A 14758-nucleotide genomic window follows, 5' to 3' on the forward strand; every position below is an offset into this window, starting at 1 on the left:
CCGATCTTGTCCGCCAAAGTCCCGTGTGCGACCGACGAAGGTCCCGAACCGTCTCTATTCGCTCGTCGGCGCCCGGATTCTGGACGAGGTCTTCCGCTGAGCGGAGCGGGTCGCTACTGTCCCGGCTCAAAAGCAATCGCCCCGTGGCAGCGCCGCCGCGGAGCGCAGCCGGTGTACCCCTTCCTGCCGGCGGCCTCTGACGTGCGTCGCCGACGGGACCGGTGACGCGACCCCCGTGAGAGCCCGCCGCCACTCACTCCGAAGGAGAGGGCGTCGTGACCGCGGAGACCTCCCAGACGCTCGACCGGGGACTCAGAGTCCTCAAACTGCTCGCCGACACCGACCACGGCCTGACCGTCACCGAGTTGTCCAACAAACTCGGTGTCAACCGGACCGTCGTCTACCGTCTGCTCGCCACCCTCGAGCAGCACGCCCTCGTCCGCCGCGACCTCGGCGGGCGCGCCCGCGTCGGCCTCGGCGTGCTCCGGCTCGGCCGCCAGGTCCACCCGCTCGTGCGGGAGGCCGCGCTCCCCGCGCTGCGCTCGCTCGCCGAGGACATCGGGGCGACGGCCCATCTGACGCTGGTCGACGGTGCGGAGGCGCTCGCGGTCGCGGTCGTCGAACCGACCTGGACCGACTACCACGTCGCCTACCGGGCCGGCTTCCGCCACCCGCTCGACCGGGGCGCGGCGGGCCGTGCCATCCTCGCCGCCCGGCAGGGCGGGCTGATCGAACCGGGCTTCACGCTCACCCACGGCGAGCTGGAGGCGGGTGCGAGCGGCGCGGCCGCCCCGCTCGTCGGCGTGACGGGTGTCGAGGGCAGCGTCGGCGTCGTGATGCTCGCGGACGCGGTGCCGGAGCGGGTCGGCCCGCGGGTGGTGGACGCGGCCCGAGAGGTCGCCGACGCGCTGCGCTAGAGCGCGGGCGGGCCGCGCCGGTTGTCGGGCGCCGGCACCGCCCTACGGCGTCGTGCCGACGACGAGCATCCCCAAGGGGGTCTGCTCGTGGTGGACGGATCTGCCCGTTCGCGTCGTGGTGATCAGGCCCGCCGCCCTCAGGGCCGCCGCGTGGGCGGAGGCCGTCGCGTTGCCGATGCCCGTGCGCCGGGCGAGGTCGGTCGTCGTACGGGGTTCCGCGAGGGCCCGGAGCACGGCGGCCCTCGTGCGGCCCAGGGCCGCCGCCAGGCCGCCGTCCTCGCTCCGCGCCCCCCGGGGCTCCGGCGCGGGCGGAAGGCCGCCGCCCGCCGGGTAGGCCAGCACCACCGGGCGGTCCGGCAGGTCCTGCACCAGCGGGCCTCCCCTCCAGTGGAAGGTCGGCAGCAGCACCAGGCCCCGGCCGCCGAGGCGGACCTCACGGGCCGCGCGGGCTTCCCCGGCTTCCGGGCCTTCGGAGGCTCCCCGGGCTTCCCCGGCTCCCCAAGCCTCCAGGTCGTCGCGGGCTTCCGGGGCTTCGAGGGCCGACGGAGCCGACAGGGCGGACGGGGCCGACGGCCACTCCCAGACGCCGTCCCTCAGCCGTGAGCCCGGGGCGACCGCCGCCAGCGCGGCGGCCAGGCCCTGCTCCGCCGCCGTCAGGGCGTAGCGGGTGAACTCCGCCCGGTGCAGGTCCTGGACCAGCGGCCACACCGGCGCGAGGACCGTCTCGTGGGCCGCCCGCTGGGCCCGGTCGAGCGTGTCCCAGCCCGCCGCGTCCCCGCGGTGCAGCGCCCGGACCCAGGGCGGGACGGCGCCCTGTCCCGCGTACACCCGCGCCAGCTCGGACCGTACGAACTCCGGCCGCGCCGAACGGATCAGCGCGAAGCCCTCCTCCCGCGTGCCGCCGAGGACGTCGAGGAAGCGAGGGGCCGCCCCGCCCGGCACCAGCTCCCCGAGCGGTTCGGCCGCGCCCGGCAGGGTCCGCAGCAGCCTGCCCCGCCAGCGGCCGAAGAGCAGCCCCTCGTGCGGGGCGCCCAGCATCAGCAGGGCCGCGTGCAGCTCGGGCACGGGGGAGGGGCGGGGCGCGAACCGCACCCGGCTCATGTCCTCCGCCGTGAAACGGATGTGAAGCACCGCACCGACCCCCGTTCGACGCCAGCCTTTCGGGCAGGGCCGCAATCTTCGCTCCGGCGTCCCGTCCGCTCCCAGGATGACGCCCATGACCATGACACCCGATCACACGCCCGCTGGCCACACGCCCGCCCGCCGTACCGTCGTCGCCGGGGCCCTCGCAGGGGCCGCCGCCCTGCTGCTCGGCACCGGAACCGGCGCCGCCGCGGCCGCGCCCGCCCGCCCCCTCGTCCTCCGGCTGCCCGCCCCCACCGGCCCGCACGCCGTCGGAGCCACTGTCCGGTACCTCGTCGACCCCTCCCGCAACGATCCGTGGGAGCCCGCCGTCGGGGTGCGGGAGCTGATGGTCACCGTGTTCCGGCCGGCCGTCTCCGGCCGGGGCCTCCCGCGCCTGCCGCAGCTCACCCCCGATGCCGCCGAGGCGTTCGCCTTCCTCGCCCCGCGGGTCCGCCCCGCCCTGCCGGGGGCCGGGGTCGACTGGGCGGCCACCCTCACCCACGCCCGCACCGGCGCCCGGCCGCTGCCCGGCCGGCGGCCGGTGCTGGTGTACAGCCCCGGCGGCGGGGACTCCCGGGCGATGGGCAGCTCCCTCGCGATCGACCTGGCCTCGCACGGCTGGACCGTCGTCACCGTCGACCACCCCGGCGACGCCTCAGAGGTGGAGTTCCCCGACGAGCGGCCGGGGCGCGACCGGGTCCGGACCACCGTCCTCCGTCCCGACCTCGACGCCGGGACCTTCCGCACCATGATCGACACGAGGGTCGCCGACCTCCGCTTCGTCCTGGACGCGCTCGGCCTCGACCGGGTCGGGCTCTACGGGCACTCCGCGGGCGGCACCGCCGTCGCGCAGGCGCTCCACGAGGACCCCCGGGTCGCCGCCGCCGTGAACCTGGAGGGTTACCTGGATCAGATGGACGGCGCACTCCTGCCCGTCGCCCGCGAGGGGACGGACCGGCCGCTGCTCCTCGCCGGCACCGACGGCTTCCGCGACGCGCGCCTTGACCGCTCCTGGTCGGCGCTCCTCGGCCACGGCGGACCCGTCGTCCGACGGCAGCTCGCCGACAGCCACCACTGGGTCTTCACCGACTACGCGGCCCTGGTCCCGCAGCTCCGGGCCGCCGGTCTGACGACCGCCGCCGGGCGGGCCGCGATGGTCGGAAGCGTCGACCCCAGGGTCTCGGTGCCCGCCGTGCGGACGCTCGTACGGTCCTTCTTCGCCCGGCACCTGCCGGTGCCCGGGTCCGGGGCGGCGTCCGGGGCCGGGACCGTGCCCCGGGCCGGGCGCGGGTCCGGCTCCGCGCCCACGGCCCGGTGGGCGCGGCCGCCCCAGTAGATTGGGGGCGTGCTCTCCAGTCTCTCCCGTCCCAAGGCGCTCGCGGTCTGCGCGCTGCCCGTCGTCGCGCTCTTCGCCGTCGTCGGGCTAGCGCCGTTGCCCTATGCCATCGCGCAGCCCGGTACGACCGCCGACGTGCTCGGCAAGGACAAGGGGCAGGAGGTCATCACGATCACCGGCGCCCCGGTCCGGCCCTCCGAGGGGCAGCTGCGGATGACGACGATCGTCGCGACCGGGCCGTCCACGGACGTGGACCTCGGGGACGTGACCGACGCCTGGTTCCGTGCGGACCGGGCCGTCCTGCCGCGCGACTCCGTCTACCCCCCGGGGAAGTCCGACGCCGAGGTCGAGAAGCACAACCTCGGTCAGATGAAGGAGTCCCAGGACGCGGCCACGCTCGCCGCCCTCGACTACCTCGACGAGGACCCCGAGAAGGTGAAGGTGAAGCTGAACCTCGCCGACATCGGCGGGCCCAGCGCCGGTCTGCTCTTCTCCCTCGGCATCGTCGAGAAGCTCGACGGCGACGGCGCCGGCGGCGACCTCACCGGCGGCCGGATCATCGCCGGTACGGGGACGATCGAAGCGGACGGCTCGGTCGGCGCCGTCGGCGGGGTCTCGCTGAAGACCCAGGCCGCCGCGCGCGACGGAGCCACCGTCTTCCTCGTACCGAAGGCGGAGTGCTCGGACGCCCAGGCCGAGCTGCCGAAGGGGATGCGGCTCATCCCCGTCACCGCGCTCAGCGACGCGGTGGCGTCCCTGAAGGCCCTGGAACAGGGGCAGGACTCGAAGGTTCCGGCCTGCTGACCGGCTCGCCACGGGCATCTCCGCCGGAATGGCTGCCGGAAGATGTGCCGCCCTCGGGGGCGCCGTCCCCGGGCGTGCGCTCCGGCGGGGCGTTCATGCCCCGCCAGGCCGGGAAGACCAGCGGGGAGAGCGTGGCGAGGAGGTAGAGCCCGCCGATCCCCAGCAGTGTCGCCGTCAGGCCGGCGCGCTCGACGAGGAATCCTGCCGTCAGGCCGCCCAGCGGGGTCGTCAGGAGCACCCCCGCGGTGCTCGCGCCCATGACGCGGCTGCGCAGGGCGTCGGGGACCTGCTCGTACATCACCGTGGTCAGGATCGGGTTGAGGACGCCGACGCCGAACCCGGCCGCCGCGAGCGTCACGAGCAGGGGCGCGGTGGTGTCGGTGAGCGCGGCCACCACGTACGGCGGGGCGCCGCCGAGCAGGAAGCCCGCCGCGAAGACGGCCCGGCGCGGGAAGCGCTGCCCGACCGCCCCGTAGAGCAGGGCACCGGCCAGGGCGCAGCCGCCGAAGACCGACACGAGCAGGCCCTGGGTGGCGGGACCGCCCAGCTCCTGGCGCGCGTGGACCGGAAGGAGCACCGAACTCCAGCTCTGGTTCAGGCCGTTGGTGACCATCACCATGACCGTGATGCCGAGCAGCAGCCGCGCGCGGAACAGGAAGGCGTACCCCTCGCGCAGATCGGACCGGTAGCGGGCCGGGGAGAGCCGTGGGCCGTCCCGTACCGGCTCCGCCGAGGGCACCCCGCGCAGGCCCGCGGCGAGGAGCAGCGCGGAGAGGCCGAAGGTCGCCGCGTCGAGGACCAGGACCGTGTCGGCGCCCATGAACGCCACGAGGAGTCCGGCGATCGCGGCGCCCGTCATCCGGGCCCCGCGCGCCACGGCGTCGTACAGGCTGGCGGCCCGGGGGAGCGAGGTCCCGGCGCGCCGGGCGAGGTCGGGGACCAGGACGTGCCGGGCCATCTCCCCGGGTGCGTGGAAGAGGCCGGTGACGGCCATCAGGGCGCACAGCATCCAGAACTCCAGGACGCCGGCGCGGTGCAGCAGCGGGATCGCGGCCAGCGCGAGCCCGCAGACCAGGTCGGAGGCGATGCCGACCCGGCGGCGGCCGATCCGGTCGATGACCGGGCCGCCGGCGATCGCGGAGACGAGCACGGGCAGGGCCGCGCAGAAGGCGACGACGCCGGCCTTGCCGGGGCTCCCCGTGGTGTCGAGGGCGAACCACGGGACGGCGATGAGCGTGAGTGAATTCCCTGTGATGGAAATGGCGTTGGCGGTGAGGACGGTGGCGAGGGGGACCCGGTCCCGCGTCGTCGCGTTCGGGCTCGTCCCCGTCCCCGCCCTCGTGGTGCCCGTGCCCGTGCTTGTCGGCGTGTTCGGCTTCGCCGCGTCCGCGTCGTTTCCCCCCGGAGTGGTCATGCGGCAAGGGTGACCGGGCGGCCGTGTGCGGGTGTGGCCAGGCGTAGCCCCAACTCGACCAGTCGCCAGCCGAGTTGGATCCGGAGGGCGGGTCCGTGGGTGCGTGGGGCGGTGGCCGCGGCCTCGCGGTGGAGTTCGGCGGCGTGCAGCTGATGGAGCTGGAGGTGAATGTCGGCGTGCATGACTCCGTGGTTCCTTCCGTCAGTTCTCGTGCTGCGGGAACGCGTGCAGATGGATCCGTACGCGCTCGGCGTCCGGCGCGTCGGCCTCCTCGATGCCCCGGTACGTCTCGATGAGCGCGTGCATCCTCCGGTCGAGCTCCCGGAGCTTCTCGGGGGGCAGGCGCAGGGTGAAGTCGCTCATGTCGGACACGCCGAGCCAGGCGTCGCCCCAGTCGTGCCGGGTGCCGAGGTAGGTGCTCAGCTCCTGGGTGTGGATGGTCGCGATCTCGTGGACGTAGAGGTCGAGGGCGCCGCGGACCTCCGGGTCGGGGTTCCGGGAGAGCGTCTCGTCGACGGTCACGCCCTGCTGGCCGGCCTTCCACCACCGCTCCCGTCCCTTGCCGCGCGTCGGGTCGTCCTCGACGAAACCGTGGGCCGCGAGCTGGCGCAGGTGGTAGCTGGTCGCTCCGCTGGACTCGCCCAGGCGCTCCGCGAGTTGGGAGGCGGTGGCGGGTCCATGGGTGCGCAGGGCGCGCAGCAGCTGGATGCGGAGGGGGTGGGCGAGCCCGCGCAGGGTGCGCGGGTCCAGGGGGCGGGTCGGGAAACCTTCGGGCTCGGGCATGGACCGAGCGTAGAGTTGCAAAGGACTAGTTGCAAGGGATTCTTTGCAACTAGTCCTTTGCATCCATCTCTCCGTATCGGTCGCCCTGCTCCTGTGCCGCCACCCACTCCTGTGCCACCACCTGCCCCGTGCCGCCCGCCCCCGTGCCGCCTACTCCTGTGCCGCCTGCTCCACCAGCGGGATGATCCGCAGCGGCACCGGGTTCTCCATCACGATCGCCGTCGACGCCCGCACGATCCCCTCGAACGCCACCACCTTGTCGATCACCCGCTGAAGGTCCGCGTTCGAGCGGGCGACGAGTCGGCAGAGCATGTCCCCGTGACCCGTCGTCGTGTGCAGCTCGAGGACCTCCGGCACCGTCGCCAGATGCCCCCGTACGTCCGCTCCCAGCCCCTGCTTGATCTCCAGGGTCGCGAACGCCGTCACCGGATAGCCGAGCGCAGCCGGGTCCACCTGCGGCCCGAAACCCCTGATCACCCCGCTCGCCTGGAGCCGGTCGAGCCGCGCCTGCACCGTCCCCCGTGCCACCCCGAGCCGCCGCGAGGCCTCCAGGACCCCGATGCGCGGCTCGCGTGCGAGGAGCGTGATGAGCCGGCCGTCCAGATGATCGATCGCCACAGCGGTCTCCCCATGGTCAGGATGTACAAGTCGCTCGGCCATACTCGCCCGTCGCTGTGCAACATGACCAGTGGATCAGCGAACTCTTGCGCACCTTGCAGAACGGCGGGACATTGCTGCCATGACTGAGACCATCGATCACACCCCCTCCACCGCGCGGCAGGCCGATCCCTTCCCCGTGAAGGGAATGGACGCGGTCGTCTTCGCCGTCGGCAACGCCAAGCAGGCCGCGCACTACTACTCCACGGCCTTCGGCATGAAGCTCGTCGCCTACTCCGGACCGGAGAACGGCACTCGCGAGACGGCCAGCTACGTCCTCACCAACGGCGCCGCCCGCTTCGTGTTCACCTCCGTCATCAAGGTCGCCACCGACCGGGGCCGCTTCCTCGCCGACCACGTCGCCGAGCACGGCGACGGCGTCGTCGACCTGGCCATCGAGGTGCCGGACGCCCGCGCCGCGTACGCCTACGCCGTCGAGCACGGCGCCACCGGCCTCACCGAGCCGCACGAGGTGAAGGACGAGCACGGCACCGTCGTCCTCGCCGCCATCGCCACGTACGGCAAGACCCGCCACACCCTCGTCGAGCGCTCCGGCTACGACGGCCCGTACCTCCCCGGCTTCGTCGCCGCCAAGCCGATCGTCGAGCCGCCGGCCAAGCGCACCTTCCAGGCCATCGACCACTGCGTCGGCAACGTCGAGCTCGGCAGGATGAACGACTGGGTCGGCTTCTACAACAAGGTCATGGGCTTCACGAACATGAAGGAGTTCGTGGGCGACGACATCGCCACCGAGTACTCCGCCCTCATGTCGAAGGTCGTCGCGGACGGCACCCTCAAGGTGAAGTTCCCGATCAACGAGCCCGCGATCGCGAAGAAGAAGTCGCAGATCGACGAGTACCTCGAGTTCTACGGCGGCGCCGGCGTCCAGCACATCGCCCTCGCCACCAACGACATCGTGGCCACCGTGCGCGCGATGCGGGCCGCCGGTGTCTCCTTCCTCGACACCCCCGACTCGTATTACGACACCCTCGGCGAGTGGGCCGGCGAGACGCGCGTGCCCGTCGAGACCCTGCGCGAGCTGAAGATCCTCGTCGACCGCGACGAGGACGGCTACCTGCTGCAGATCTTCACCAAGCCGGTCCAGGACCGCCCGACGGTCTTCTTCGAGATGATCGAGCGGCACGGGTCGATGGGCTTCGGCAAGGGGAACTTCAAGGCGCTGTTCGAGGCGATCGAGCGCGAGCAGGAGAAGCGCGGCAACCTCTAGCCGCCATCCGCACGGCCGAGGGCCCGGGGCCACGCCCCGGGCCCTCACCGCGCACTCTGCGGCCCATCCGATCCGGCGGGCTCCGGCCCACGCGGGGGGTGGGCCGGGGCGCCGTCCAGAAGCGCGCGCTACTCCCGTGCCGCTGCCGCTGCCGCCGGCGCCGCCGCCGTCGGCTTCGGCGCCGTACGAGGGCCCGTCTGCCGCGTCTTCGCCGGCACCGGCTCCGGCTCCTGTTCCGGGCGGAGTTCCTTCGGGAGTTCCGTCGACGGCTCGCCGAGCGCCGCCAGCGTCTCCTCCGCCCTCGGCGCGAGCAGCGGCGAGAAGTGCGGGTTGATCCGCAGCGCCTCCGTCACGTGCCGCCGGGCCGGCCCGTGTTCCTCAAGGGCCCGTTCGATCTCACCCCGGTGGTACGAGAAGAGGGCGCTCCGCAGGCCCTCCTCGGTGGCCCGGGTCGCGTACTCCAGCGCCTCCTTGGGCCGACCCGCCCGGTACAGCGCCCACCCCAGCGCGTCCGCCACCCGCACCGAGCGGTGCCCCCGCGCCCATTCCGCCCGCATCCGGGTGACCGCAGCCGCCGCGTTGCCGTGGTCCGCGTCGAGCAGCGCCAGGGCCACCTCGCCGTCCGCCCACGTCCCGGTCCGCAGCCGCTCGTAGAGCGCCCGCGCGTCCCCGTTCAGGCCCAGCGACTCGGACAGCTCGCCGGCCTCCAGGACGTACTCCGGCAGCGGCAGCCGGGTCAGGGCCGCCCGCCAGTCCCGGAGCGCCTCGTCGGTGCGGCCCAGCGCCGCCAGCGCCCGCGCCCGGCCCGCGAGCGAGGGCCCGTGGTCCCGGACCCGCGCCAGCGCCGCCTCGAACCGTGCGAGCGCCTCGTCCGGTTCGCCGCGTTCCCACGCCAGGTCCCCGAGCCGCGCCAGCGCGGCCGCCTTGTCGGGGGCCGTCTCCGCGAGCGCCACGGCGGCGAGGGCCGCCGCGTCGGCGTCCTCGCGCCAGCCCCGGTCGCGGTAGGTCAGCGCGGCCCGCGTCCGCACCATCGCGCCCGTGTGGAGCCCCTCCAGGGTCTCCATCGCCTTCTGGGCCGCCTTGTAGTCCCCGAGGCCGTTGTACGCGTCCATCAGGACCGGGTAGGCGGGCCAGCGGCGCGGATCCGCCTTCCGGACCTTCTCGCCCCACTCCTTGGCCGACTTCCAGTCGCCGCGCGCCCCCGCGAGCGCCCCCAGACCCAGCGGGGCGGCCGTGTTGCCGCGTGCGGCGGGCCGTTCGGCCAGCGAGCGCCGCAGCGCCTGCTCGGCGCGCGGATAGTCGCGTACGTCCCCGAGGCGCGTGCCCCGCTCCGTATAGGCCGCGCCCAGCTCCGCCCAGGACGCGTCGTCGTCCGGGTGGGCGCGCAGCCACTTCTCCCGGTCGGTGATCAGCGCGGCCAGGTCCGGAAGAGCTGCCTGCGCGCCCGCGTGGGCCGCGATCGTCGCCCGCTCCGCCGGACCCGGCGGGGGCGGCGGCCCCTGGTCGAGGAGCTCGGGGACGTAAAGGAGCGCCGTCGCCGCGAGCACCGCGCCCACTCCGGCCGCGAGGACCGTCCTCGACACGTTCTGCGTCTTCATGGCGCTCACTGTGCGCCCGCCCGCGCCTGTACGAAGAGCACACGAAGCGCCCGCCCCGGCGGGTTCACACCGATGGCCCCGGGTGCCACGCTGGAGTCATGGACGATCTTCTGACGCGGCTGCGCGCCGGGCTGCCCGCCGAGGCGCTGCTCACCGATCCGGACGTGACCGCCTCGTACGCGAACGACATGGCGAGCTTCTGCGAGGCCGGCACCCCGGCGGTCGTGGTGCTGCCGCGCACCGTCGAGCAGGTGCAGCACGTCATGCGCACCGCGACCGAACTCCGCGTCCCCGTCGTCCCGCAGGGAGCCCGCACGGGCCTCTCCGGCGGCGCCAACGCCTCCGAGGGCTGCATCGTGCTCTCCCTGGTCAAGATGGACCGCATCCTGGAGATCAACCCGGTCGACCGGATCGCCGTCGTCGAACCGGGTGTCGTCAACGCGGTGCTGTCACGGGCCGTCGCCGAACACGGCCTGTACTACCCGCCGGACCCGTCCAGCTGGGAGACGTGCACCATCGGCGGGAACATCGGCACGGCCTCCGGCGGTCTGTGCTGTGTGAAGTACGGGGTGACGGCCGAGTACGTCCTCGGCCTGGACGTCGTCCTCGCCGACGGCCGGCTCCTGACCACCGGCCGCCGCACCGCCAAGGGCGTCGCCGGCTATGACCTGACCAGGCTCTTCGTCGGCTCGGAGGGCAGCCTCGGCATCGTCGTCCGGGCCGTGCTCTCGCTCAGGCCGCAGCCCCCGGCGCAGCTCGCGCTGGCCGCCGAGTTCCCCTCCGCGGCCGCCGCCTGTGCGGCCGTCTGCACGATCATGGAGCGCGGCCACACCCCGTCGTTGCTCGAACTCATGGACCGCACCACCGTCCAGGCCGTCAACAGGATGGCGCGCATGGGGCTGCCCGACACCACCGAGGCGCTGCTCCTGTGCGCCTTCGACACCCCCGACCCGGCCGCCGATCTGGCCGCCGTGGGGGAGCTGTGCGGGGCGGCGGGCGCCACCGAGGTCGTCCCGGCAGCCGACGCCGCCGAGTCCGAACTCCTCCTCCAGGCACGCCGGCTCTCCCTCACGGCCCTGGAGACGATCAAGTCGGCGACGATGATCGACGACGTGTGCGTGCCGCGGACGCGGCTGGCCGAGATGCTCGCCGGCACGGCGGCGGTCGCGGAGAAGTACGACCTGACCATCGGTGTCTGCGCGCACGCCGGCGACGGCAACACCCATCCCGTCGTCTGCTTCGACCACACCGACGAGGACGAGTCGCGGCGCGCGCGGGAGTCCTTCGACGAGATCATGGCGCTCGGGCTCGCGCTCGGCGGCACGATCACCGGCGAGCACGGCGTGGGAGTCCTCAAGAAGGAGTGGCTGGCCCGGGAGCTGGGGCCGGTCGGGCTCGAGCTCCAGCGCGGGATCAAGGCCGCCTTCGACCCGTTGGGGCTGCTCAACCCCGGAAAGCTCTTCTGACACGGGGGACCCGTGGGGTCGCGGGGGTACGGGGCTCACAGCTCGCCGTCCTGCGACTCGTCCGACGGCCACGGGTCGCGCAGCCACAGCTCGTCGGCGATCACGGTGGTCGCCAGGAGTTCGGCGAGTCCGTCGTCGATGCCCAGCCGCTCGGACTCGGTGCCCGGCGGCACCGCGCGCAGGGTCCGCTCCAGCCAGGCGGACACCTGCGTGGAGGGGGCTTCGAGGAGGGCGTCGCCGTCGGGGGAGGAGAGCGCCATCAGGATGACGCTGCGGCCGTCGACCTTCGTCGGCCAGATCCGCACGTCACCGTGCCCGCAGGCGCGGAACACGCCCTCGACCAGGAGTTCGCGCGCGAACGTCCAGTTGACCGGGTGGTCGGTGCCGATGTGGAAGGTGATGTGGACGGCGTACGGGTCGTCCGTGCGGTAGGCGAGCCGGGCGGGGACGGGGACGGCGCGCTCGGGCGAGAGCACCAGCTTGAGCTCCAGCTCGCGCTCGACGGTGGTGTTGTCGGTGTTCTGCATGGTCGTTCTCCCTCTCGCGGACCGGCCCCGTGCGGGCCTTCACCAGGAGAGAGCGGGGTACCCACGGCTCATTACGCGACTTCGGGAAGTTTTCTCGGGAAGTTTTCTCGGGAAGTTTTCCCGGGAAGTGTCCCGGGGCGGGGAGCAGGGCGCATGTCCCGGCCCGAACATCACCGGGAGTGATCGATTCCGGTACGTGTCCCCCTCGAAGGCGGCCTTTCTCCCGGGCTCTTTGTTCCCTCGGGGACGTTCTTCGTTACTGTCCTCCTTGGGCGCGGCACGCCCGGCACGCGGCCGCGCGGTTCAAGGGCGTTGTGACTGAACGGAGTCGGGGCAGTGGCTACTCCTCCTGGAGGCGGCGGAGAGGTACCGCAGGCGGGGTACTACCCGGACCCGTCCATTCCCGGATACATCCGGTACTGGAACGGGGGCGCCTGGGTTCCCGGTACGAGCAGGCCCGCGCCCACGGACGGTGAGGTTCCGCCGGGCCCGCCGGCCTCGGCGATCCCGGCTGGCCCGATCCTGGCCTCCGGCCCCGCTCCCGCACCGGCCGCCGCGCAGCCGGCCCCCACCGCACCGGAGCCGGCCGAGCCGCACCGGCCCGCGCAGCAGCAGCTCCAGGAGCAGCAGCAGCTCCAGGAGCAGCGGCAGCGCCAAGAGCAGCCGCACCAGCAGCAGCAGCGGCAAGAGCCGCCGCACCAGCACCAGCAGCGCCAAGAGCAGCCACACCAGCACCAGCTCCCCGAGCAGCCATACCGGCCGCAGTCCGCTCCCCCGAGCGAGCCCGCGCGCCCCGCGGCATCGGTCCCGGCCCAGGCCCAGGCACCCGCGCAGCTCCCCGCGCAGGACCGGGCGCCCGCGCCGGCCCCCGTACCCACCGTGGAGGAGACCGGACCCGTCTTCTTCGACGAGGAGCCGGCCCCCGCGGAACCCGCCTCGGCCTGGCAGGCGGACACCTCCCGCCAGACCGGCTTCGGCGGCGACCTCGACCAGAGGGTCTCCTGGGGCGCGCCCCGGACCCCCGACCCGCGCACCCCGGCGGACTGGCCGGTCGCCGGTGCGGGTGAGCCCGAGCCCGAGAGCGCGGCCCGTTCCGCCGCCCCGGCGACGGACCCCCGGGCCACCGGGGGAGCGGCGCGCCTCGGCGGGATGCCGGTCACGCCGATCCCCGGCCCCACGCCCGCCGCGGCCCCTCAGCAGCCCCAGCCGGCCCCGCAGGCCCGCCGGCCCCAGCCGGCTCCCGAGCCCGCCGCGGCGGCCGCCCCGACGCCCGCGCGCACTCCCGCCCCCGTCCACCAGACGCCCGCCCCCGCCCCCGCGCCCACCACCCCTTCGTGGGCCCAGCAGGCGCAGCAGGCCCAGCCGCAGGCGCAGCAGGCCCAGCCGCAGCCCCAGTCCCAGGACCCGCAGCAGCCCGTCGTCCCCTGGAAGCCGCCCGTCGACGACCTGTTCGTCCAGGCGGCCCGCGAGCAGGCCTCCGCGCGCCCCGCCGGGCTCGGCAGGCGGCTGATCGCCCGGCTGATCGACACCCTCGTCCTGGGCGCGCTCGTCGGCGCCGCCGCCTTCCCGTTCGTGACGGCCGCCCTCGACCACATCGACGGCAAGATCGAGGCGGCCAAGCAGTCCGGCGTCACCGTCCAGGTGTGGCTGGTCGACGGCACGACCTCCGTGCAGTTCGGCATCGCGCTGGCGGCGTTCTTCGTCATCGGCGTCCTGTACGAGGCGCTGCCCACCGCCAAGTGGGGGCGCACGCTCGGCAAGAAGCTGTGCGGGATCGAGGTGCGGGACATCGAGGCGCACCAGCCGCCGCGGTTCGGGGCGGCCCTGCGCCGCTGGCTCGTCTACAGCGTCCTGGGGCTTCTGGCCGTCGGCGTCCTGAACGTCCTGTGGTGCCTCTTCGACCGCCCCTGGCGGCAGTGCTGGCACGACAAGGCCGCCCGTACCTTCGTGGCGCGCTGATCCGCGGGCGGCTCGGCCCCGGCCGGACCGGGCGGCCCCCGGCGGCCGGGGGTCCCCCGAACGGGCGGTGATTCCTTGCGGGGGCGCCCGGCCCGGGATGCACTGCCCCCATGAGCACCGACCAGCCGCCGCCCGGCCAGCCGCCCGAGGAGGACCCGTTCCTCAAGAGGCCGCAGGAGCCTCCGCCGCCCTCCGCGGGCCAGCCGCCCCCGGCCGGACCGCCCCCGGAAGGGCCTCCGCCCGGAGGTCCGCCGCCGGAGGGCCCGCCGCCGGGGGGGCCGCCGCCCGGGAGTCCGTACGGACCCACGGGCGGTTCGCCGTACGGTCCCTCGGGCGGCTCCCCGTACGACAGCGCGCCGCCGCCCCCGCCCCCGTACGGCGGCTACGGCGCGGGGTACGGAGGGACCGATCCGCTCTCCGGGATGCCGCCGCTCGCCGAGTCCGGCAAGCGCATCATCGCCCGGATCATCGACTGGCTGATCATCGCGATCCCGCTGGCGATCATCGGCATCCCGTTCAAGATCTACTCGCGGGCGACCGAGGACGGCAACGACTTCGGCGACACGGTCAACAGTCTCAACGGCGGTAGCCAGCTGGTCTTCCAGCTGATCACGATCGTCGCGTTCGTCGCGTACGACACGGTGATGGTGGCCAAGAACGGCCAGACGCTGGGCAAGAAGTGGATGAAGCTGCGGGTCGCGATGCTCAACGACGGTTCGACGCCGCCGATGAGCCAGTCGCTGCTGCGCGCGATCGTCCTGTGGCTGCCCGCCCTGGTCTGCTGCGCCTGCCTGTGGCCGCTGCTCCTGCTGATCCTGATCCTGGTCGACAAGCCCTACAAGCAGGGTCTGCACGACAAGGCGGCGAAGACGGTGGTGGTCTCCGTCCCGCAGTAGCCGGACCGACGTCGTCCGCGCGGGCCCGGCGGAGGCGGAGCATTACGG

Annotated in this window: 14 protein-coding genes; 7 read left to right on the forward strand and 7 right to left on the reverse strand. The window is 74.1% G+C overall.

Annotated features, from left to right (window positions below; translation table 11 throughout):
* The first annotated feature begins 275 nt into the window (after positions 1-275).
* Complete coding sequence (locus ACFQ79_RS08740; RefSeq protein ID WP_015033894.1) at positions 276-917, forward strand: IclR family transcriptional regulator; 642 nt, start codon at positions 276-278, stop codon at positions 915-917.
* 42 nt (positions 918-959) lie between these two features.
* Here the strand turns inward: ACFQ79_RS08740 and ACFQ79_RS08745 are convergent, their stop codons facing one another.
* Complete coding sequence (locus tag ACFQ79_RS08745) at positions 960-2048, reverse strand: helix-turn-helix domain-containing protein (RefSeq protein ID WP_383580390.1); 1089 nt, start codon at positions 2046-2048, stop codon at positions 960-962.
* Positions 2049-2139: 91 nt separating this feature from the next.
* Here ACFQ79_RS08745 and ACFQ79_RS08750 point away from each other — a divergent pair, with 91 nt between their 5' ends.
* Together ACFQ79_RS08750 and ACFQ79_RS08755 are read left to right on the forward strand one after the other, a co-directional pair.
* Positions 2140-3378, forward strand: a complete 1239-nt coding sequence (locus ACFQ79_RS08750; protein WP_383580447.1) for an alpha/beta fold hydrolase — start codon at positions 2140-2142, stop codon at positions 3376-3378.
* 9 nt (positions 3379-3387) lie between these two features.
* Positions 3388-4182, forward strand: coding sequence for a S16 family serine protease (locus ACFQ79_RS08755; RefSeq protein WP_383580392.1), 795 nt, complete (start codon positions 3388-3390; stop codon positions 4180-4182).
* On the opposite strand, the gene ACFQ79_RS08760 is transcribed toward ACFQ79_RS08755, so the two are convergent.
* The 4 genes from ACFQ79_RS08760 to ACFQ79_RS08775 all read right to left on the reverse strand — a co-directional run bounded on the left by ACFQ79_RS08760 (position 4115) and on the right by ACFQ79_RS08775 (position 6997).
* Complete coding sequence (locus tag ACFQ79_RS08760) at positions 4115-5596, reverse strand: MFS transporter (protein ID WP_383580394.1); 1482 nt, start codon at positions 5594-5596, stop codon at positions 4115-4117. The two genes, ACFQ79_RS08755 and ACFQ79_RS08760, sit on opposite strands and share 68 nt — an antisense overlap.
* On the reverse strand, positions 5593-5778 hold the full coding sequence (locus tag ACFQ79_RS08765; protein WP_383580396.1) for a hypothetical protein: 186 nt from the start codon (positions 5776-5778) through the stop codon (positions 5593-5595). The genes ACFQ79_RS08760 and ACFQ79_RS08765 overlap by 4 nt, the downstream gene beginning before the upstream one ends.
* A gap of 19 nt (positions 5779-5797) precedes the next feature.
* Positions 5798-6379 (reverse strand): ArsR/SmtB family transcription factor, encoded by a 582-nt coding sequence (locus tag ACFQ79_RS08770; RefSeq protein WP_383580397.1) that lies wholly within the window; start codon positions 6377-6379, stop codon positions 5798-5800.
* A 150-nt stretch (positions 6380-6529) separates the two neighbouring features.
* Positions 6530-6997: an Lrp/AsnC family transcriptional regulator gene (locus ACFQ79_RS08775; protein WP_383580399.1), complete on the reverse strand. Its 468-nt coding sequence runs from the start codon at positions 6995-6997 to the stop codon at positions 6530-6532.
* Between the two features lie 121 nt (positions 6998-7118).
* Here ACFQ79_RS08775 and hppD point away from each other — a divergent pair, with 121 nt between their 5' ends.
* Positions 7119-8264, forward strand: a complete 1146-nt coding sequence (gene hppD, locus ACFQ79_RS08780; RefSeq protein WP_383580401.1) for a 4-hydroxyphenylpyruvate dioxygenase — start codon at positions 7119-7121, stop codon at positions 8262-8264.
* A gap of 128 nt (positions 8265-8392) precedes the next feature.
* Here the strand turns inward: hppD and ACFQ79_RS08785 are convergent, their stop codons facing one another.
* A complete protein-coding gene (locus ACFQ79_RS08785) occupies positions 8393-9862 on the reverse strand; it encodes a tetratricopeptide repeat protein (protein WP_383580403.1) in 1470 nt (489 codons plus the stop codon).
* Between the two features lie 98 nt (positions 9863-9960).
* Between ACFQ79_RS08785 and ACFQ79_RS08790 the strand changes: the two genes are divergently transcribed.
* Positions 9961-11328, forward strand: a complete 1368-nt coding sequence (locus tag ACFQ79_RS08790; protein ID WP_383580405.1) for an FAD-binding oxidoreductase — start codon at positions 9961-9963, stop codon at positions 11326-11328.
* 35 nt (positions 11329-11363) lie between these two features.
* On the opposite strand, the gene ACFQ79_RS08795 is transcribed toward ACFQ79_RS08790, so the two are convergent.
* Positions 11364-11855, reverse strand: a complete 492-nt coding sequence (locus ACFQ79_RS08795) for an SsgA family sporulation/cell division regulator (protein ID WP_383580408.1) — start codon at positions 11853-11855, stop codon at positions 11364-11366.
* A gap of 336 nt (positions 11856-12191) precedes the next feature.
* Here ACFQ79_RS08795 and ACFQ79_RS08800 point away from each other — a divergent pair, with 336 nt between their 5' ends.
* The gene (locus ACFQ79_RS08800; protein ID WP_383580410.1) at positions 12192-13814 is read left to right on the forward strand and encodes an RDD family protein; all 1623 of its coding nucleotides are present in this window, start codon (positions 12192-12194) and stop codon (positions 13812-13814) included.
* Between the two features lie 110 nt (positions 13815-13924).
* Complete coding sequence (locus ACFQ79_RS08805; RefSeq protein WP_383580412.1) at positions 13925-14710, forward strand: RDD family protein; 786 nt, start codon at positions 13925-13927, stop codon at positions 14708-14710.
* The last annotated feature ends 48 nt before the right edge of the window (positions 14711-14758 follow it).

The sequence above is a fragment of the Streptomyces sp. NPDC056480 genome, assembly GCF_042795405.1.
Classification (GTDB): domain Bacteria; phylum Actinomycetota; class Actinomycetes; order Streptomycetales; family Streptomycetaceae; genus Streptomyces.